Source organism: Enterobacter sp. ECC_219_Taxon_10 (genome assembly GCF_058354905.1).
The window spans coordinates 896,275-916,778 of the sequence record NZ_CM178005.1; the positions used below are offsets into that span (position 1 = coordinate 896,275).

Consider the following 20,504-nt stretch of genomic DNA (forward strand, 5'->3'; position numbering starts at 1 on the left):
GCATTGCCCCCACTCGTTTATTGTTGTTTTTAACGACTACGTCAAGTGGAAATCACTTTAATACTTTAATCTGCATTCTCAAGGCTTACGTAGCATAGCGATAGCCGCGATAAAAGCAGGGCGAGACGGGTATTCAAAACCGGGGAAATGAGGCAAAGTTATCGTACGAAAGCGTAGCCCGCGGGGATAATGACATGTCAGGACGCATTGATTATCAAATCGAAAAATACAGCTTTGGCGCCGTAGAGGAGAGCCCAAGGCTCACGCACCAGTGGGCAGAAGTTGCCGCTGAGTGCCGCCAGCTGAAGGCGGGTGCGGAAGAGCGTTTACGCATTGCCTTACTGAACGTGGATTATGTCACCAGCTTCGAACTGCCGTTCCGACTGGTGCTGACCCGTGCCCCTCAGCTCATCGCCGGGCTGCGCGATGAGTTTCAGCTAAGCCAGAAGAACGTCATCTTTAACGGCAAGCGCTTTGGCTGCGTATATAGCCTGAAAGCCGATCTCAATGCGATTCCCGAGGCTTTTCAGTACCGCATGAGCACCCGCATTCGGCGGATCGATCCCACCGGACTTACGGCAGAGCCTTTCCGGCAGATTGCCAAAGAGGTAAAAGCGCCGCGTGAGCGACTGAAACTGGCGCTGGAGTCGGGGCTGGCGGTGACGGCTCTCGACGGGCTGTTCTGGCTGGGGAGCCAGCGTATGGCGGCGGATATCGCAGGGTTGCGAAAAAAGGGAATGGCAATCGCGACAGCGGAAACGGACGTTTTTGATGATTATACCGGGACGCACAGGCGGGTCCCGGTTTATCAACGCGTCGGGGATTAGTCGATGGTGCGCAGCAGTTCGTTGATGCCCACTTTACCGCGGGTTTTCGCATCCACTTTCTTCACGATAACCGCACAGTACAGGCTGTATTTACCGTCTTTTGACGGCAGGTTACCGGAAACCACCACGGAGCCCGCAGGAACGCGACCGTAGTGCACTTCGCCGGTTTCACGGTCGTAAATACGGGTGCTCTGACCGATGTAAACGCCCATGGAGATCACGGAGCCTTCTTCCACGATCACGCCTTCTACCACTTCTGAACGCGCGCCGATGAAGCAGTTGTCTTCAATGATGGTTGGGTTGGCCTGCAGTGGCTCCAGAACGCCACCGATGCCGACGCCGCCGGACAGGTGAACGTTTTTACCAATCTGCGCGCAGGAACCGACGGTTGCCCAGGTATCGACCATGGTGCCTTCGTCAACGTACGCACCGATGTTCACATAGGATGGCATCAGCACGGTGTTACGTGCGATGAATGCACCCTGACGTACTGCTGCCGGTGGTACCACGCGGAAACCTTCTTTCTGGAAACGCGCTTCGTCGTAATCCGCGAATTTCATTGGCACTTTATCGAAGTAGCGGCTTTCTGCTCCGTCGATAACCTGGTTATCGTTGATGCGGAAAGAGAGCAGCACGGCTTTCTTCAGCCATTGATGAGTGACCCACTGACCGTCGATTTTTTCTGCCACGCGCAGCGCGCCGGAATCCAGCAGGGAAATAACCTGGTTTACCGCTTCACGGGTCACGGTATCCACATTTGCCGGAGTGATCTCGGCGCGACGCTCAAAAGCGGACTCAATAACGTTCTGTAACTGCTGCATTGTTTACTCTTTCCATTTCACTAAAAAACACGTCACCCTTTATCGTTTGGATTGAGGGCTGCTGTCAACCGTTGTTGCACTTCAAGCTGCAGGTCATTATTAAGGGCACGCCGGTCGGCGGTGGCGATTATAAATAAATCTTCTACTCGCTCGCCAATGGTTGTAATTCGGGCCCCATGGAGCGAAATTCCCAGATCGGCAAAAACCTGGCCGACGCGGGCGAGCAACCCTGGCTGGTCGAGCGCGATCAGCTCCAGGAACGATTTACGGTCGGTATGGGTCGGCAGGAAGTTGACCTCGGTATCGACGGTAAAATGACGCAGTTTCGCCGGCTGACGGCGCGGCTGCGGTGGCTGCCAGCTGCGCTGGGTAATCGCCTGCTCCAGACCAAAGCGTATCCCTTCATGCCTGTCCGAGGACAGCGGGCTGCCGTCCGGCTCCAGCACAATAAAGGTATCCATCGCCATGCCGTCGCGGGTGGTAAAAATCTGCGCGTCGTGAACGCTCAGGTTACGCCTGTCCAGCTCGGCGCAGACGGCAGCAAACAGATAAGGCCGGTCCGGGCTCCAGATGAATATCTCCGTTCCGCCGCGCGTGGCCTGCGGGCTCAGCAGGATCATCGGCTGAGACAGATCATGCTTCAGCAGGTGCCGCGCGTGCCAGGCAAGCTGGTTTGGGCTATGGCGCACAAAATAGTTGGCACGGCAGCGGGCCCAAATCTGATGCAGCGCTTCTTCATCAATGTTATCCATCCGCAGCAGCGCCAGCGCCTGCAGCTGGTGATGACGCACGCGCTCGCGCATGTCCGGGGTGTTTTGCATCCCGCGACGCAGCTGTTTTTCGGTGGCGAAGTACAGTTCGCGCAGCAGGCTCTGCTTCCAGCTGTTCCACAGGGTTTCGTTGGTGGCGCAAATATCGGCCACCGTCAGGCAGACCAGGTAGCGCAGGCGATTTTCCGTCTGGACTTCTTCGGCGAACTGCTTGATCACTTCCGGATCCTGAATATCACGACGCTGGGCGGTAACCGACATCAGCAGGTGATGGCGCACCAGCCAGGCGACCAGCTGCGTTTCACGCGAGTTGAGACCGTGCAGTTCGGCAAATTTCAGCACGTCCTGCGCGCCCAGCACCGAGTGATCGCCGCCGCGGCCCTTGGCGATGTCGTGGAACAGGGCGGCAATCAGGATCAGTTCAGGGTGGGTCAGGCGCGGCCACAGCTCCACGCACAGCGGGTGGCGGGGCCGCGTCTCTTCTTTCGCAAAGCTTTCCAGCTTGAGCATGACGCGGATCGTATGTTCATCCACCGTATAGGCGTGGAACAGATCAAACTGCATCTGCCCGACGATGTGCGACCACTGCGGCATATAGGCCCACAGCACGCTGTGGCGGTGCATCGGTAGCAGACCGCGGCTGACGGCGCCCGGGTGGCGGAGCATGCTCAGGAACAGCGACCGCGCTTCCGGGATATAGCACAGCGGCTGCGTCAGATGACGGCGCGCGTGGCGCAGATGGCGCAGGGTGGTGGAGTAGATCCCGGTGATGGTGCTGTTGCGCACCATGGTGTAGAACATCCGCAGGATTGCTTCCGGCTCGCGGATAAACAGCGTTTCGTCGCGCAGATCGATCAATGTGCCGCGCAGCTGGAATTCGTCATCAATCGGGCGCGGCTTTTCGTCCGCCGTCAGGGCGAGGATTGCTTCATCAAACAGCTGCAACAGCATCTGGTTCAGCTCGGTGACCCGGCGGGTGACGCGGAAGAAATCCTTCATCATCTGCTCAACCGGCTCGTTACCTTCGCCCTGATAATTCAGCCGCTGTGCCACGCTGAGCTGGCGGTCGAACAGCAGGCGGTTATCGTAGCGGGTAACTTCCAGATGCAGGGCAAAACGGATGCGCCACAGCAGGTGCAGACACTCGTTTAGCTCGTTACGTTCGGCCTCGGTCAGGAAGCCAAAGCCGACCATCTCGTCCATTGAGGTGGCGCCAAAGTGGCGACGGGCGACCCACTGTAACGTGTGGATGTCGCGCAGGCCGCCGGGGCTGCTTTTAATATCGGGTTCAAGATTATAGCTGGTGCCGTGGTAGCGCTGGTGGCGCTGGTTTTGCTCCTCGACCTTAGCGGCGAAGAATTTCTCAGATGGCCAGAAGCCGTCGCTGAAAATATGCTTTTGCAGCTCCAGGAACAGCGCGACGTCGCCAATCAGCAGACGGGTTTCAATCAGGTTGGTGGCGACGGTCAGGTCAGATAACCCCTCCAGCAGGCACTCTTCCAGGGTGCGCACGCTGTGGCCCACTTCAAGCTTGACGTCCCAGAGCAGGGTCAGCAGTTCGCCAATTTTTTGCGCCTGTTCGTCCGGCAACTTTTTGCGGCTTAAGATCAGGAGATCGATATCGGAGAGCGGATGAAGCTCTCCGCGGCCATAGCCCCCGACGGCAACCAGCGCAACATCACTGATTTGCCCAAATCCGTAATCGATCCACAAACGCTGCAGCAGCTGGTCGATAAATTCGGTGCGCGCTTCAATGAGCTGCTCGGCAGATACGCCCGCGTCGAACGCGCTGCCCAGCCAGCGATGGAAAACGTCCATATGGGCTTTTATGTGCGCGCAGGTCAGCTCGTGCGGCGGCCAGACGCCCGGGTTATCGGGCTGGTCGGGGAGGGTGGGAAGTGCTGTGTTAGCATACTGTTCGGGTAATAGATTACTCATCGTGCGCCACCCATAAGAAAAAGCTATCGCCATTAAAAAAGCCGGCATTTGCCGGCTTCTTATCACTCAATGTTCGTCAGTATCGCCGGGATGGTGTCATCCTTGCGCAACGTCATAATTTCGCAGCCGTTGTCCGTTACCACAATAGTATGCTCGTACTGGGCAGACAAGCTTCTGTCTTTGGTTTTCACCGTCCAGCCGTCTTTCATGGTGCGAATGCGGTAGTCACCGGCGTTGACCATCGGTTCGATGGTGAAGGTCATCCCTTTTTGCAGTACCACGCCGCCGTCATCGGCATCATAGTGCAGAACCTGCGGTTCTTCATGGAAGACGCGGCCAATGCCGTGACCGCAGTACTCGCGCACCACGGAGAAACCTTCCGCTTCCACAAATTTCTGAATTGCGGCACCGAGGGTGCGCAGGCGAATACCCGGTTTAACCATTTTCAACGCCAGGTAAAGGCTCTCTTGCGTCACTTTGCACAGACGCTCGCCCAGAATCGTTGGTTTGCCAACGATGAACATTTTTGAGGTGTCACCGTGGTACTCGTCTTTAATGACGGTCACGTCGATGTTGACGATGTCGCCATCTTTCAGCAGTTTTTCGTCGTCAGGAATACCGTGGCAAACCACTTCATTAATAGAGATGCAGACGGATTTCGGGAAACCGTGGTAGCCGAGACAGGCGGAAACCGCGTGCTGCTCGTTAACGATATAGTCATTACAGATGCGATCCAGTTCGCCGGTGCTGACGCCCGGCTTCACGAACGGCTCGATCATTTCCAGCACTTCCGCGGCCAGACGACCGGCGACGCGCATCTTTTCAATTTCTTCAGGTGTCTTAATAGAGATAGCCATGTAATCTGTCCATCGGTGTCGATTTTTTCGACAATACTAGTCTAAGTGTCGTCAATGGTATCAGTCAGGCACGCTCCGTGCCAAATTGAGAATCATTAACAGCACACTCCGCCAACAACTGTTGGTTTCTGGTCGTGTTTTGTGGTATAAAGCGCGCCGGACTTCCGATCCATCTCAGATACACAGGCTGGACGGAAGCGACAAATCTCACTTTGTGTAACAACACACACGTATCGGCACATATTCCGGGGTGCCCTTCGGGGTCGGTAATATGGGATACGTGGAGGCATAACCCCAACTTTCAATATAGAGGTTTTAAAACATGGCAACTGTTTCCATGCGCGACATGCTCAAGGCTGGTGTTCACTTCGGTCACCAGACCCGTTACTGGAACCCGAAAATGAAGCCTTTCATCTTCGGCGCGCGTAACAAAGTTCACATCATCAACCTTGAGAAAACTGTACCAATGTTCAACGAAGCCCTGGCTGAGCTGAACAAGATCTCTTCCCGTAAAGGTAAGATTCTGTTCGTTGGTACTAAGCGCGCTGCAAGCGAAGCTGTGAAAGATGCTGCTAACAGCTGCGACCAGTTCTTCGTGAACCATCGCTGGTTGGGCGGCATGCTGACCAACTGGAAAACTGTTCGTCAGTCCATCAAGCGCCTGAAAGATCTGGAAACCCAGTCTCAGGACGGTACTTTCGACAAGCTGACTAAGAAAGAAGCGCTGATGCGCACTCGTGAACTGGACAAGCTGGAAAACAGCCTGGGCGGTATCAAAGATATGGGCGGCCTGCCAGACGCGCTGTTCGTAATCGATGCAGACCACGAGCACATCGCTATCAAAGAAGCTAACAACCTGGGTATCCCGGTATTCGCTATCGTTGATACCAACTCCGATCCGGACGGTGTTGACTTCGTTATCCCGGGTAACGACGACGCAATCCGTGCTGTTAGCCTGTACCTGAGCGCTGTAGCTGCTACCGTTCGTGAAGGCCGTTCCCAGGATCTGGCTTCTCAGGCGGAAGAAAGCTTCGTAGAAGCTGAATAATAAGGTTTTACCCCTTATTAGTACCGTGTATGAATAGGGGCCCATTATCGGCCCCTTTTTTCAATTTACACTGTTTGGCCTCCGGCCGGGCAGTTCACATCTCCCGAGGATTTAAGAATGGCTGAAATTACCGCATCCCTGGTAAAAGAGCTGCGCGAGCGTACTGGCGCAGGCATGATGGATTGCAAAAAAGCGCTGACTGAAGCGAACGGCGACATCGAGCTGGCAATCGAAAACATGCGTAAATCCGGTGCGATCAAAGCAGCTAAGAAAGCAGGCAACGTTGCTGCTGACGGCGTGATCATCACTAAAATCGACGGCACCTACGGCATCATTCTGGAAGTTAACTGCCAGACTGACTTCGTTGCTAAAGATGGCGGTTTCCAGGCATTTGCGAACAAAGTTCTGGACGCAGCTGTTGCTGGCAAAATCACTGACGTTGAAGTTCTGAAAGCACAGTTCGAAGAAGAACGTGTTGCGCTGGTTGCTAAAATCGGTGAGAACATCAACATCCGTCGCGTATCTTCCCTGGAAGGCGAAGTACTGGGTTCTTACCAGCACGGCGCACGTATCGGTGTTCTGGTTGCGGCTAAAGGCGCTGACGAAGAGCTGGTTAAACAGCTGGCTATGCACATCGCTGCAAGCAAACCAGAATTCGTTAAGCCAGAAGACGTGTCTGCTGAAGTGGTAGAGAAAGAGTACCAGGTTCAGCTGGACATCGCGATGCAGTCTGGTAAGCCAAAAGAAATCGCAGAGAAAATGGTTGAAGGCCGCATGAAGAAATTCACCGGCGAAGTTTCTCTGACTGGCCAGCCTTTCGTTATGGATCCAAGCAAGTCTGTTGCTCAGCTGCTGAAAGAGCACAACGCTGACGTAACTGGCTTCATCCGCTTCGAAGTGGGCGAAGGCATCGAGAAAGTTGAGACTGACTTCGCAGCAGAAGTTGCTGCAATGTCCAAGCAGTCTTAATGATTGAAAAGGAGCCGCCTGAGGGCGGCTTCTTTTTGTCACCCGTCACAGGAAATCAGACAGGCTCCAGTATCGCTGTACTGATTTGCGGCATATTATGTCGCCAGAATTAACTCCCATCTTAATCGTTGACAGTCTCAGGAAAGAAACATGGCTACCAATGCAAAACCCGTGTACAAACGCATTCTGCTTAAGCTGAGTGGCGAAGCGCTGCAGGGATCGGAAGGCTTCGGTATTGACGCAAGCATCCTTGATCGCATGGCACAGGAAATCAAAGAACTGGTCGAACTGGGTATCCAGGTTGGCGTGGTCATTGGCGGTGGCAACCTTTTCCGTGGTGCTGGTCTGGCGAAAGCGGGGATGAACCGCGTTGTGGGCGACCACATGGGTATGCTGGCAACCGTGATGAATGGCCTGGCAATGCGTGACGCGCTCCATCGCGCTTATGTGAACGCCCGCCTGATGTCCGCGATTCCACTGAATGGCGTATGCGATAATTACAGCTGGGCAGAGGCCATCAGCCTGCTGCGCAACAACCGCGTGGTGATCCTCTCCGCCGGTACGGGTAACCCGTTCTTTACGACCGATTCCGCTGCCTGCCTGCGCGGTATCGAGATCGAAGCTGATGTGGTACTGAAAGCGACCAAAGTCGATGGCGTGTTTACTGCCGACCCGGCAAAAGATCCTTCTGCCACCATGTACGATCAGCTGAGCTACAGCGAAGTGCTGGATAAAGAGCTGAAAGTGATGGATCTTGCCGCCTTCACGCTGGCTCGCGACCACAAATTGCCAATTCGTGTCTTCAACATGAACAAACCTGGCGCACTGCGTCGCGTGGTCATGGGCGAAAAAGAAGGCACTTTGATCACGGAATAATTTCCGTTGACGATAAATACAGGTAAGATTCCGCTTTACTTTGTAGTGGTATCTTACCTGGACGCGCCTTTGGCGTTGTCATGAATTAAACGCGACTATACTTAGCACACCTGTAGCGCTGTGCTGGCGGATAGTCTGCCTGAGACAAGTTTTCAAGGATTCGTAACGTGATTAACGACATCAGAAAAGATGCTGAAGTACGCATGGACAAATGCGTAGAAGCGTTCAAAAACCAAATCAGCAAAATCCGTACTGGCCGTGCTTCCCCAAGCCTGCTGGATGGCATCATCGTAGAATACTACGGTACGCCAACGCCTCTGCGCCAGCTGGCGAGCGTGACGGTTGAAGATACCCGTACGCTGAAAATCAACGTCTTCGATCGCTCTATGAGCCCGGCCGTTGAGAAAGCGATCATGGCCTCTGACCTGGGTCTGAACCCAAGTTCTGCGGGCGCTGACATTCGCGTTCCGCTGCCTCCGCTGACGGAAGAACGTCGTAAAGACCTGATCAAAGTGGTTCGCGGTGAAGCAGAGCAGGGTCGTGTTTCCGTGCGTAACGTGCGCCGTGATGCGAACGATAAAGTGAAAGCACTGCTGAAAGAAAAAGAGATCAGCGAAGATGACGATCGTCGTTCTCAGGACGACATTCAGAAAATGACCGACGCAGCCATCAAGAAAATTGATGCGGCGCTGGCAGAAAAAGAAGCGGAACTGATGCAGTTCTGATTTCTGTCGTACACTGATAAACGCCGTTCAGAGGGACTTCGGGTCTTGCTGGCGGCGTTTTGCTTTTATCTGGTCTAACTTTTTTCGGGCATCTCATGAAGCATTTAACACTCCTCGGCTCAACCGGCTCCATCGGTTGCAGTACTCTCGACGTCGTCCGCCATAATCCTGAACTTTACACCGTGACAGCGCTGGTGGCCGGTAAGAATGTGCAGCGTATGGTCGAGCAGTGCCTGGAGTTTATGCCCCGCTACGCGGTGATGGATGACGAAGAGAGCGCGCGTCTGCTGAAAGCCCAGCTGCGGGAAAAGGGCAGCCGAACCGAGGTGCTGAGCGGCCAGCAGGCGGCCTGCGAGATGGCTGCGCTGGATGAAGTTGACCAGGTTATGGCGGCCATCGTCGGAGCGGCCGGGCTGCTGCCGACACTTGCTGCGATCGATGCCGGTAAAGACGTTTTGCTCGCCAATAAAGAGTCGCTTGTTACCTGCGGCCGCCTGTTTATGGACGCGGTAAAACAGCGTGGGGCGCGCCTTTTGCCGGTTGACAGCGAGCACAACGCCATTTTTCAGAGTTTACCGCAACCTTTTCAACAGAACCTGGGGTACGCTGACCTGGAGCAGAATGGCGTCGTGTCGATTCTGCTTACCGGGTCTGGTGGCCCGTTCCGTGAAACGCCACTGTCTGAACTGCGCGCAATGACGCCGGACCAGGCATGCCGTCATCCGAACTGGTCAATGGGGCGTAAAATCTCCGTTGACTCAGCCACCATGATGAACAAAGGTCTGGAATACATTGAAGCGCGCTGGCTGTTTAATGCGTCAGCGAAGCAGATGGAAGTACTGATCCACCCGCAGTCGGTGATTCACTCGATGGTGCGCTATCAGGATGGCAGCGTGCTGGCACAGCTCGGCGAGCCGGATATGCGTACGCCTATTGCCCATTCAATGGCGTGGCCAAACCGGGTGAAATCCGGCGTTAAGCCGCTTGATTTCTGTAAGCTCAGTTCCCTGACATTCAGTGAACCAGACTACGATCGTTATCCTTGTCTGAAGCTTGCAATGAACGCCTTTGACCAGGGGCAGGCGGCGACGACGGCACTGAATGCAGCCAATGAAATTACCGTTGACGCATTTCTGAATCAGCAGATCCGTTTTACCGATATCGCGACGTTAAATTTATCGGTACTGGAGATGATGGATTTGCGCGAGCCACAAAGCGTGGAAGAGGTGCTGGCGGTGGATACAGCTGCTCGTGATATTGCGCGTAAACAGGTGACACGTCTTGCAAGCTGGTGATAAAGCAAGCACTAGTGGTCGTGCTATTTGTTAGCGTTGGGCTTCAGTGATATAGTCTGCGCCACCTGATCGCAGGAATTTGACTTTATGTGGTCAGGTAAGCCGTGGTTTGACACGGCTTTTTTATGTACAGGCTTAAGTATTCCTGAGTACCGTTAAATCCTTTTCAGGGACAAAAAACGCGTTATGTTGTCTGCGAATCAACCAATAAGCGAAAACTTGCCAGCTCATGGCTGCCGTCATGTAGCAATCATCATGGATGGCAACGGGCGCTGGGCGAAAAGACAAGGGAAAATACGAGCCTTTGGGCATAAAGCGGGAGCGAAATCTGTTCGCCGTGCCGTTTCTTTTGCCGCTAATAACGGCATTGATGCGTTAACGCTCTATGCTTTTAGCAGTGAAAACTGGAATCGACCTCCGCAGGAAGTGACTGCGTTGATGGAATTGTTTGTGTGGGCGCTAGACAGCGAAGTAAAAAGCCTGCACCGCCACAACGTTCGCCTGCGCATCATTGGCGATACCAGTCGTTTTAACTCACGTTTGCAGGAGCGGATTCGTAAAGCAGAAGCGCTGACTGAAAATAATACCGGTCTGACGCTCAACGTTGCGGCGAATTACGGTGGACGCTGGGATATTATCCAGGGCGTTCGGCATCTGGCCGAACAGGTTCAGGAAGGGCTGTTGAGACCCGACCAGATTGATGAAGAGGCGCTGAGCAAGCAAATCTGCATGAATGAACTGGCACCTGTGGATTTGGTAATTAGGACAGGGGGGGAACATCGCATAAGTAACTTTTTGATATGGCAAATTGCCTATGCTGAACTTTACTTTACGGATGTTCTTTGGCCCGATTTTGATGAACAAGACTTTGAAGGTGCGCTGCATGCCTTTGCCAATCGAGAGCGTCGTTTCGGCGGCACCGAGCCAGGTGGCGACAAAGCCTGATGGGGGTAGCTTTTGCTGAAGTATCGCCTGATTTCCGCTTTTGTTTTAATACCCATTGTCATTGCGGCGCTGTTTTTACTGCCCCCGGTGGGATTCGCCATTGTTACGCTGGTGGTGTGCATGCTCGCCGCGTGGGAATGGGGACAGTTTAGCGGCTTTACCTCGCGCAGCCAGCGAGTATGGCTTGCGGTACTCTGTGGCTTTATCCTGGCCATAATGCTGTTTACGTTGCCTGAATATCACCATGATATTCATCAACCGCTGGTTGCCGGCTCCTTGTGGATATCGTTGGCCTGGTGGGTTGCCGCGCTGTTGCTGGTTCTTTTTTATCCAGGCTCCGCGGCATTATGGCGTCATTCAAAAGTGCTGCGACTGATTTTTGGTTTGCTCACCATTGTTCCGTTTTTCTGGGGCATGGTCGCGCTGCGAGCCTGGCACTATGACGAAAACCATTACAGCGGTGCGATCTGGCTGCTTTATGTGATGATTCTCGTCTGGGGGGCTGACTCCGGGGCCTATATGTTTGGTAAACTGTTTGGCAAACATAAACTGGCACCAAAAGTTTCTCCGGGTAAAACCTGGCAAGGCTTCATCGGCGGCTTGTTTACGGCAGCGATCATCTCCTGGGGCTATGGCGTCTGGGCAGATCTGGCCGTAGCACCGTCAATACTGCTGGTGTGCTCGATTTTTGCTGCACTTGCCTCAGTGCTCGGTGATTTAACCGAAAGTATGTTTAAGCGTGAAGCAGGGATTAAGGACAGCGGACATCTTATTCCAGGGCATGGCGGTATACTGGATCGCATTGACAGCCTGACAGCGGCTGTTCCAGTATTTGCTTGCCTGCTTTTACTGGTATTCGGGACGATTTAACGGAAGGTTTTATGCTGAGCATTCTCTGGAATCTGGCGGCGTTCATTGTTGCACTGGGTGTACTGATTACCGTGCATGAATTTGGCCATTTCTGGGTTGCTCGCCGTTGTGGTGTGCGGGTAGAGCGATTCTCCATTGGTTTTGGCAAATCACTCTGGACGCGCACCGACCGTCACGGCACGGAATTTGTCATCGCCCTTATCCCGCTTGGCGGCTACGTCAAAATGCTCGACGAACGCGTTGAGCCTGTCGCTCCTGAACTGCGACACAGTGCGTTTAACAACAAAACCGTTGGACAACGCGCCGCCATCATTGCTGCCGGACCGGTAGCCAACTTCATCTTTGCGATTTTCGCTTACTGGCTGGTGTTTATCATCGGCGTCCCTGGCGTGCGTCCGGTAGTGGGTGAGATTGCTCCTGACTCCATCGCGGCGAGTGCGCAAATTACGTCCGGGATGGAACTTAAAGCGATTGATGGCATCGAAACCCCTGATTGGGATGCCGTGCGACTGCAGCTGGTAGCCAAAATTGGCGATCCGCAGACAACCATCAGCGTATCGCCGTTTGGGTCAGACGCGCGTCAGGACAAAGTACTGGATTTACGCCACTGGCGTTTCGAGCCAGACAAAGAGGATCCCGTCGCTGCGCTGGGCATTCGTCCCCGCGGCCCGCAGATTGAGCCGGTGTTAGCCGAAGTACAGGCAAATTCGGCGGCGAGTAAAGCGGGTTTGCAAGCTGGCGACAGGATCGTTAAAGTCGATGGTCAACCATTAACAGAGTGGATGACCTTTGTTACTCTGGTGCGCGATAATCCGGGGACGTCCCTCGCGCTGGAAGTTGAAAGGCAAGGTAGTCCGCTTTCGCTGACGCTGATCCCGGATACGAAGTCGGTCGGCAAAAAGGCAGAAGGGTTTGCAGGCGTTGTGCCAAAAGTGATCCCGCTGCCAGATGAGTACAAGACAATACGCCAGTATGGGCCGTTCAGCGCCATTCTTGAAGCCACGGATAAAACATGGCAACTGATGAAGCTGACGGTCAACATGTTGGGGAAATTGATAACCGGTGATGTGAAACTGAACAACCTCAGTGGGCCAATCTCGATTGCTCAGGGGGCTGGGATGTCAGCGGAGTTCGGGGTGATTTACTATCTCATGTTCCTCGCGCTTATTAGCGTGAACCTTGGGATTATCAACCTGTTCCCGCTTCCCGTTTTAGACGGGGGTCATCTGCTGTTTTTAGCGATTGAAAAGCTAAAAGGCGGACCGGTATCCGAGCGAGTTCAAGACTTTAGTTATCGCATTGGCTCGATTTTGCTGGTGCTGTTAATGGGGCTTGCACTTTTCAATGATTTCTCTCGGTTGTAAGAGAGTTAGTTAGGAAGAACGCATAATAACGATGGCGATGAAAAAGTTGCTCATAGCGTCGCTGCTGTTTAGCAGCGCCACCGTATACGGTGCTGACGGGTTCGTAGTGAAAGACATTCATTTCGAAGGCCTTCAGCGTGTCGCCGTTGGTGCGGCCCTCCTCAGTATGCCTGTGCGCCCCGGCGATACGGTTAATGATGATGATATCAGTAACACCATCCGTGCTCTGTTTGCCACCGGCAACTTTGAGGACGTCCGCGTCCTGCGCGATGGTGATACGCTGCTGGTACAGGTAAAAGAACGTCCAACGATCGCCAGTATCACTTTCTCCGGTAACAAGTCGGTGAAAGATGACATGCTCAAGCAAAACCTTGAAGCATCGGGTGTTCGTGTGGGTGAATCTCTGGACCGCACAACCCTTTCAGACATTGAAAAAGGTCTGGAAGACTTCTACTACAGCGTCGGTAAATACAGCGCCAGCGTGAAAGCGGTTGTCACTCCGCTGCCACGTAACCGTGTTGACCTGAAATTGGTCTTCCAGGAAGGTGTTTCTGCGAAGATCCAGCAGATCAACATTGTGGGTAACCACGCGTTCAGCACCGACGAACTGATCTCGACCTTCCAGCTGCGCGATGAAGTGCCGTGGTGGAACGTAGTTGGCGATCGTAAATACCAGAAGCAGAAACTGGCGGGCGACCTTGAAACCCTGCGCAGCTACTATCTGGATCGCGGTTATGCCCGCTTCAACATCGACTCGACTCAGGTCAGTCTGACTCCGGACAAGAAAGGTATCTACATTACGGTTAACATCACTGAAGGCGATCAGTACAAGCTTTCCGGTGTTGAAGTGAGTGGTAACCTGGTGGGGCATTCTGCTGAGATCGAATCGCTGACCAAAATTCAGCCGGGCGATCTGTATAGCGGCTCCAAAGTCACCAAAATGGAAGACAGTATTAAGAAGCTGCTCGGCCGCTATGGTTACGCCTATCCGCGCGTACAGACTCAACCAGAAATCAACGACGCAGATAAAACCGTTAAGCTGCACGTTAACGTTGATGCGGGCAACCGTTTCTACGTGCGTAAGATCCGCTTCGTCGGTAACGACACCTCCAAAGACTCCGTTTTGCGCCGCGAAATGCGCCAGATGGAAGGTGCGTGGCTGGGCAGCGACCTGGTCGACCAGGGTAAAGAGCGTCTGAACCGTCTGGGCTATTTTGAAACTGTAGACACTGAAACCCAGCGTGTACCGGGGAGCCCGGATCAGGTTGATGTCGTTTATAAAGTGAAAGAGCGTAACACCGGTAGCTTTAACTTCGGCGTGGGCTACGGCACGGAAAGCGGCGTGAGTTTCCAGGTGGGCGTCCAGCAGGATAACTGGCTGGGTACGGGTTACTCTGTTGGTATTAACGGTACCAAAAACGACTACCAGACCTACTCTGAGTTCTCCGTTACTAACCCATACTTCACCGTTGACGGTGTGAGCCTGGGCGGTCGTATCTTCTATAACGACTTTAAAGCGGATGATGCAGATCTGTCTTCCTACACCAATAAAAGTTACGGTGTGGACGGAACGCTTGGCTTCCCGGTTAACGAATACAACACCCTGCGCGCGGGCTTAGGTTACGTGCATAACGACCTGTCCAACATGCAGCCGCAGGTGGCGATGTGGCGTTATCTGGACTCTATCGGCCAGTCTGCAAGCACATCCAGCGATGACAACGGTTTTGCTGCAGATGACTTCACCTTCAACTACGGCTGGACTTACAACCGTCTTGACCGCGGTTACTTCCCAACGGAAGGCTCTCGCGTCAACCTGAACGGTAAGGTGACCATTCCTGGTTCCGATAACGAATTCTACAAGGTGACGCTGGATACCGCGTCCTACTTCCCAATTGATGACGATCACAAGTGGGTGGTTCTGGGTCGTACCCGTTGGGGCTATGGTGACGGTATCGGCAGTAAAGAGTTGCCGTTCTATGAGAACTTCTACGCGGGTGGTTCAAGTACCGTGCGTGGCTTCCAGTCCAACAACATTGGTCCGAAAGCGGTTTATTACGGCGGTAATGATGAAGATAACTGCGCAAGCCGTGATCCAAAACAAGTATGTAGCTCTGATGATGCGGTAGGCGGTAACGCCATGGCCGTGGCCAGCCTGGAGTTCATCACCCCAACGCCATTTATCAGTGATAAATACGCGAACTCCGTACGTACATCCTTCTTCTGGGATGCGGGTACGGTGTGGGATACCAACTGGCAGAATACTGAGCAGATGCGTCTGGCTGGCGTTCCAGACTACAGCGATCCGAGCAATATTCGCATGTCTGCCGGTATCGCATTACAATGGATGTCACCGCTGGGGCCGTTGGTCTTCTCCTACGCCCAGCCGTTTAAGAAATACGATGGAGACAAAGCGGAGCAATTCCAGTTTAACATTGGTAAAACCTGGTAATAATCCGCTGCAACGGAATGCGTTGGCAGTGTAGCGCTGACAACCGGCGATCGGTCAAACGGTCGCCTTGCCACGCAAAGAACGGTACCTTCTGGTGCCAATGGGATGGTAAGGAGTTAATTGTGAAAAAGTGGTTATTAGCTGCAGGTCTCGGTTTAGCGATGGCAACTTCTGCTCAGGCAGCAGACAAAATCGCAATCGTCAACATGGGTAATTTGTTTCAGCAGGTTGCACAGAAAACGGGTGTTTCTGCGACGCTGGAAAACGAATTCAAAGGCCGTGCGAGCGAACTGCAGCGTATGGAAGGCGATCTTCAGTCCAAAATGCAGCGTCTGCAGCGTGATGGTTCTACCATGAAAGCAAGCGATCGCAGCAAACTGGAAAAAGACGTTATGGCTCAGCGCCAGACCTTCTCCCAGAAAGCGCAGGCTTTCGAGCAGGATCGTCAGCGTCGTTCTAACGAAGAGCGTGGCAAGCTGGTGACTCGCATTCAGACTGCTGTTAAAGCAGTTGCTGCCGATCAGAGCATCGATCTGGTTGTTGATGCGAACGCCGTTGCTTTCAACAGCAGCGATGTTAAAGACATCACCGCTGATGTTCTGAAACAGGTTAAATAAGTAATGCCTTCAATTCGACTGGCTGATTTAGCTCAGCAGTTGGATGCAGAATTACACGGTGATGGCGATATCGTCATCACCGCTGTTGCGTCCATGCAATCTGCTAAAGCTGGCACGATTACCTTCATGGTAAGCCCTAAGTACCGTGAACAACTGGCTCAATGCCAGGCGTCAGCTGTTGTTCTGACGCAGGACGATCTTCCCTTTGCCACTGGAAGCGCGCTGGTAGTGAAAAATCCCTACCTGACGTATGCACGCATGGCTCAAATTCTTGATACCACGCCGCAGCCGGCGCAGAACATTGCTGCCAGCGCAGCGATTGATCCGACGGCTAAGCTGGGTAACAACGTGGCCGTTGGCGCGAATGCGGTTATTGAATCTGGCGTTGAGCTGGGCGATAACGTCGTCATTGGCCCTGGATGCTTTGTTGGGAAAAATACGAAAATCGGCGCTGGAACCCGTTTATGGGCCAATGTGTCCGTTTATCATGAAGTTGAAATCGGCGAAAATTGCCTCGTCCAGTCCAGTACCGTGATTGGTTCTGATGGCTTTGGCTACGCGAACGATCGCGGTAACTGGGTTAAGATCCCGCAGCTTGGTCGCGTTATTATTGGCGATCGCGTGGAGATCGGGGCCTGTACAACGATCGACCGTGGTGCACTCGACGACACGATCATTGGTAATGGTGTTATCATCGATAACCAGTGCCAGATTGCGCATAACGTTGTGATTGGCGACAATACCGCGGTTGCGGGGGGCGTCATCATGGCGGGCAGCCTGAAAATTGGTCGTTACTGCATGATTGGCGGCGCGAGCGTGATTAATGGCCATATGGAAATATGCGACAAGGTGACGGTGACGGGTATGGGCATGGTAATGCGTCCTATCACTGAACCTGGCGTCTATTCCTCCGGTATTCCGCTGCAACCCAACAAGGTATGGCGTAAAACAGCAGCTCTGGTGATGAACATTGATGATATGAGCAAGCGACTCAAGTCTCTTGAGCGTAAGATCGATCAACAAGACTAAACGTCACCCGTTTAACGCTATCTTTCCCGGCCTGTCGGCTTTCTAATAAACCGGCAGGCCGTGTTATTATTGTTATCAGTACATTTTGACAGGAAGAGTATTTTGACTACTGACACTCATACTCTGCATATTGAAGAGATTTTAGAACTTCTGCCGCACCGCTACCCGTTTCTGCTGGTAGACCGCGTGCTGGATTTTGAAGAAGGTCGTTTTCTGCGCGCAGTGAAAAATGTTTCCGTGAACGAACCGTTCTTCCAGGGACACTTCCCGGGTAAGCCTATCTTCCCGGGTGTGTTGATTCTGGAAGCGATGGCTCAGGCTACCGGTATTCTGGCGTTTAAAAGCGTCGGTAAGCTGGAGCCGGGTGAACTGTATTACTTCGCAGGTATTGATGAAGCGCGCTTCAAGCGTCCTGTCGTGCCTGGCGATCAGATGATCATGGAAGTCACTTTTGAAAAAACGCGTCGTGGCCTGACTCGCTTCAAAGGCGTAGCGCTGGTTGACGGCAAAGTTGTTTGCGAAGCGACGATGATGTGTGCTCGTAGCCGGGAGTCCTGATACGTGATTGATAAATCCGCCTTTATTCATCCTACCGCTATTGTGGAAACCGGTGCCATCATTGGTGCTAATGTCCACATTGGCCCGTTCTGTATTGTTGGACCCCATGTCGAAATTGGTGAGGGTACAGTACTGAAATCTCACGTTGTCGTGAATGGTCACACGACCATTGGCTGCAATAACGAGATCTATCAGTTCGCTTCCATCGGCGAAGTTAACCAGGATCTGAAATATGCTGGTGAGTCGACCCGTCTGGAAATTGGCGATCGTAACCGCATTCGCGAAAGCGTCACCATTCATCGTGGAACCGTGCAGGGTGGTGGGTTGACGAAGGTGGGCAGCGACAACCTGTTTATGGTTAATGCGCATATCGCGCACGACTGTACCGTGGGTGACCGCTGTATTCTTGCCAACAACGCAACGCTGGCAGGACACGTTTCGGTTGATGACTTCGCAATTATTGGCGGCATGACCGCAGTCCATCAGTTCTGCATCATTGGTGCACACGTGATGGTCGGCGGATGCTCCGGTGTGGCGCAGGACGTCCCACCGTATGTGATTGCGCAGGGCAACCATGCCACGCCGTTTGGCGTGAACATCGAAGGCCTCAAGCGTCGTGGTTTTAGCCGCGAAGCGATTACCGCCATCCGCAACGCGTACAAATTGCTGTACCGTAGTGGTAAAACGCTGGAAGAGGCGAAGCCGGAAATTGCCGAACTGGCGAACAAGCATCCTGAAGTGAACGCGTTCATGGAGTTCTTTGACCGTTCAACAAGGGGCCTGATTCGTTAATGGTCGACAGTCGTCCGCTTACGATAGCCCTGGTCGCCGGAGAAACCTCCGGCGATATTCTTGGTGCAGGTCTCATCCGTGCGCTTAAGGCGCGTGTACCCAATGCTCGCTTTGTGGGCGTAGCGGGCCCGCTGATGCAGGCCGAAGGCTGTGAAGCCTGGTATGAAATGGAAGAGCTGGCCGTTATGGGCATCGTTGAGGTGCTGGGGCGCCTGCGACGCTTGCTGCATATTCGTGCCGATCTCACCCGCCGCTTTACCGAACTCAAACCCGATGTGTTCGTCGGTATCGATGCACCCGATTTCAACATTACCCTCGAAGGTAATCTGAAAAAGCAGGGCATCAAAACCATTCACTATGTCAGTCCGTCCGTGTGGGCGTGGCGACAGAAACGCGTTTTCAAAATCGGACGGTCCACCAACCTGGTGCTGGCTTTCCTGCCTTTCGAAAAAGCGTTTTACGACAGATTTAATGTTCCGTGCCGTTTTATCGGTCATACCATGGCGGATGCGATGCCGTTGGATCCGGATAAAAACGCGGCGCGCGACGCGCTGGGCATCCCGCACGATGTGCACTGTCTGGCGCTGCTGCCGGGCAGCCGTGGCGCAGAGGTAGAGATGCTGAGCGCTGATTTCCTGAAGACCGCGCAGATTCTTCGCCAGACCTATCCCGATCTTGAAGTGGTTGTGCCGCTGGTGAATGCCAAACGCCGCGAGCAGTTTGAGCGCATCAAAGCCGAAGTCGCCCCCGGTCTTCACGTCCGTCTTCTCGACGGAAAAGGACGGGAAGCCATGTACGCGAGCGATGCCGCTCTGCTGGCCTCTGGTACGGCGGCGCTGGAGTGTATGCTGGCGAAATGCCCGATGGTGGTCGGTTATCGTATGAAGCCGTTTACCTTCTGGCTGGCAAAACGTCTGGTGAAAACGGATTATGTCTCCCTGCCAAATCTGCTTGCCGGGCGCGAGCTGGTAAAAGAGCTGCTGCAGGATGAGTGCCAGCCGCAGGCGCTGGCGGATGCCCTGCTGCCGCTGCTGGCCAACGGCAAGACCAGCCACCAGATGCACGATACCTTCCGTGAACTGCACCAGCTGATCCGCTGTAATGCTGATGAGCAAGCGGCTGATGCAGTGCTGGAGTTAGCAAAATGATGGAATTTATTTATCCCCACACGCACCTCGTTGCCGGAGTGGATGAGGTCGGACGCGGCCCGCTGGTGGGGGCCGTGGTGACCGCGGCGGTGATCCTCGATCCAACGCGCCCGATTATTGGTCTGAATGACTCAAAAAAACTGAGTGAGAAGCGCCGCCTGGCACTGTTCGATGAAATTAAAGAGAAGGCGCTGGCCTGGAGCGTTGGGCGCGCAGAGCCGAATGAGATTGACGATCTGAATATTCTCCACGCCACGATGCTGGCAATGCAGCGAGCTGTTGCTGGCCTGAAGGTTGTGCCTGAATATGTGCTGATCGACGGTAACCGTTGCCCGGCGCTGCCTATGCCTTCTATGGCCGTCGTTAAAGGCGACAGTCGCGTCGCAGAGATCAGTGCAGCTTCTATTATTGCCAAAGTGACGCGCGATGCCGAAATGGCCGCGCTGGACCTTACTTATCCTCAGTATGGTTTCGGCCAGCATAAGGGGTATCCAACGGCTTTCCATCTGGAAAAGCTGGCTGAACATGGCGCAACCGAACATCATCGGCGCAGTTTTGGCCCGGTGAAGCGCGCGCTGGGACTGGTGTCCTGAATCAATACGCAAG

Annotated in this window: 19 protein-coding genes; 16 read left to right on the plus strand and 3 right to left on the minus strand. The window is 53.7% G+C overall.

Annotated features, from left to right (window positions below):
- Window positions 1-194 precede the first annotated feature (194 nt).
- Complete coding sequence (locus tag AC4ICF_RS04145; protein WP_116342611.1) at window positions 195-827, plus strand: ECs1377 family protein; 633 nt, start codon at window positions 195-197, stop codon at window positions 825-827.
- On the opposite strand, the gene dapD is transcribed toward AC4ICF_RS04145, so the two are convergent.
- The 3 genes from dapD to map all read right to left on the minus strand — a co-directional run bounded on the left by dapD (window position 824) and on the right by map (window position 5,213).
- On the minus strand, window positions 824-1,648 hold the full coding sequence (gene dapD, locus AC4ICF_RS04150) for a 2,3,4,5-tetrahydropyridine-2,6-dicarboxylate N-succinyltransferase (RefSeq protein ID WP_008501915.1): 825 nt from the start codon (window positions 1,646-1,648) through the stop codon (window positions 824-826). The two genes, AC4ICF_RS04145 and dapD, sit on opposite strands and share 4 nt — an antisense overlap.
- Before the next feature lie 32 nt (window positions 1,649-1,680).
- Window positions 1,681-4,356, minus strand: coding sequence for a bifunctional uridylyltransferase/uridylyl-removing protein GlnD (glnD, locus tag AC4ICF_RS04155; RefSeq protein ID WP_163330353.1), 2,676 nt, complete (start codon window positions 4,354-4,356; stop codon window positions 1,681-1,683).
- A gap of 62 nt (window positions 4,357-4,418) precedes the next feature.
- Window positions 4,419-5,213 carry a type I methionyl aminopeptidase gene (map, locus tag AC4ICF_RS04160; protein ID WP_028015578.1) on the minus strand — a complete coding sequence of 265 codons (795 nt, stop codon included), beginning with the start codon at window positions 5,211-5,213 and terminating at the stop codon, window positions 4,419-4,421.
- Window positions 5,214-5,535: 322 nt separating this feature from the next.
- Between map and rpsB the strand changes: the two genes are divergently transcribed.
- The 15 genes from rpsB (at window position 5,536) to rnhB (ending at window position 20,491) form a co-directional block, all read left to right on the plus strand.
- Window positions 5,536-6,261 carry a 30S ribosomal protein S2 gene (rpsB, locus tag AC4ICF_RS04165; RefSeq protein WP_003856207.1) on the plus strand — a complete coding sequence of 242 codons (726 nt, stop codon included), beginning with the start codon at window positions 5,536-5,538 and terminating at the stop codon, window positions 6,259-6,261.
- Window positions 6,262-6,378: 117 nt separating this feature from the next.
- Window positions 6,379-7,230: a translation elongation factor Ts gene (gene tsf / locus AC4ICF_RS04170; RefSeq protein WP_028015579.1), complete on the plus strand. Its 852-nt coding sequence runs from the start codon at window positions 6,379-6,381 to the stop codon at window positions 7,228-7,230.
- A 150-nt stretch (window positions 7,231-7,380) separates the two neighbouring features.
- A complete protein-coding gene (pyrH, locus tag AC4ICF_RS04175) occupies window positions 7,381-8,106 on the plus strand; it encodes a UMP kinase (RefSeq protein ID WP_008501910.1) in 726 nt (241 codons plus the stop codon).
- A 167-nt stretch (window positions 8,107-8,273) separates the two neighbouring features.
- Window positions 8,274-8,831 carry a ribosome recycling factor gene (gene frr, locus AC4ICF_RS04180; RefSeq protein ID WP_003856180.1) on the plus strand — a complete coding sequence of 186 codons (558 nt, stop codon included), beginning with the start codon at window positions 8,274-8,276 and terminating at the stop codon, window positions 8,829-8,831.
- A 95-nt stretch (window positions 8,832-8,926) separates the two neighbouring features.
- Entirely contained in the window at window positions 8,927-10,126 is a 1,200-nt protein-coding gene (gene ispC / locus AC4ICF_RS04185; RefSeq protein ID WP_061099169.1) for a 1-deoxy-D-xylulose-5-phosphate reductoisomerase, read from the plus strand.
- Between the two features lie 186 nt (window positions 10,127-10,312).
- Window positions 10,313-11,071, plus strand: a complete 759-nt coding sequence (gene ispU, locus AC4ICF_RS04190; RefSeq protein WP_028015581.1) for a (2E,6E)-farnesyl-diphosphate-specific ditrans,polycis-undecaprenyl-diphosphate synthase — start codon at window positions 10,313-10,315, stop codon at window positions 11,069-11,071.
- Window positions 11,072-11,083: 12 nt separating this feature from the next.
- A complete protein-coding gene (gene cdsA, locus AC4ICF_RS04195; RefSeq protein WP_116343998.1) occupies window positions 11,084-11,941 on the plus strand; it encodes a phosphatidate cytidylyltransferase in 858 nt (285 codons plus the stop codon).
- A gap of 11 nt (window positions 11,942-11,952) precedes the next feature.
- On the plus strand, window positions 11,953-13,305 hold the full coding sequence (gene rseP, locus AC4ICF_RS04200; protein WP_320720901.1) for a sigma E protease regulator RseP: 1,353 nt from the start codon (window positions 11,953-11,955) through the stop codon (window positions 13,303-13,305).
- A 31-nt stretch (window positions 13,306-13,336) separates the two neighbouring features.
- Window positions 13,337-15,754 (plus strand): outer membrane protein assembly factor BamA, encoded by a 2,418-nt coding sequence (gene bamA / locus AC4ICF_RS04205; RefSeq protein ID WP_491466151.1) that lies wholly within the window; start codon window positions 13,337-13,339, stop codon window positions 15,752-15,754.
- A 122-nt stretch (window positions 15,755-15,876) separates the two neighbouring features.
- Window positions 15,877-16,371, plus strand: coding sequence for a molecular chaperone Skp (gene skp, locus AC4ICF_RS04210; protein WP_014882635.1), 495 nt, complete (start codon window positions 15,877-15,879; stop codon window positions 16,369-16,371).
- A gap of 3 nt (window positions 16,372-16,374) precedes the next feature.
- The gene (gene lpxD, locus AC4ICF_RS04215; protein ID WP_041911190.1) at window positions 16,375-17,400 is read left to right on the plus strand and encodes a UDP-3-O-(3-hydroxymyristoyl)glucosamine N-acyltransferase; all 1,026 of its coding nucleotides are present in this window, start codon (window positions 16,375-16,377) and stop codon (window positions 17,398-17,400) included.
- Between the two features lie 102 nt (window positions 17,401-17,502).
- Window positions 17,503-17,958 carry a 3-hydroxyacyl-ACP dehydratase FabZ gene (gene fabZ / locus AC4ICF_RS04220; RefSeq protein ID WP_010426706.1) on the plus strand — a complete coding sequence of 152 codons (456 nt, stop codon included), beginning with the start codon at window positions 17,503-17,505 and terminating at the stop codon, window positions 17,956-17,958.
- 3 nt (window positions 17,959-17,961) lie between these two features.
- Window positions 17,962-18,750, plus strand: a complete 789-nt coding sequence (gene lpxA / locus AC4ICF_RS04225) for an acyl-ACP--UDP-N-acetylglucosamine O-acyltransferase (RefSeq protein WP_023310462.1) — start codon at window positions 17,962-17,964, stop codon at window positions 18,748-18,750.
- Entirely contained in the window at window positions 18,750-19,898 is a 1,149-nt protein-coding gene (lpxB, locus tag AC4ICF_RS04230; RefSeq protein ID WP_316380901.1) for a lipid-A-disaccharide synthase, read from the plus strand. Before lpxA ends, lpxB begins: the two co-directional genes overlap by 1 nt.
- Window positions 19,895-20,491 carry a ribonuclease HII gene (gene rnhB / locus AC4ICF_RS04235; protein WP_061099164.1) on the plus strand — a complete coding sequence of 199 codons (597 nt, stop codon included), beginning with the start codon at window positions 19,895-19,897 and terminating at the stop codon, window positions 20,489-20,491. The genes lpxB and rnhB overlap by 4 nt, the downstream gene beginning before the upstream one ends.
- Window positions 20,492-20,504 lie beyond the last annotated feature (13 nt).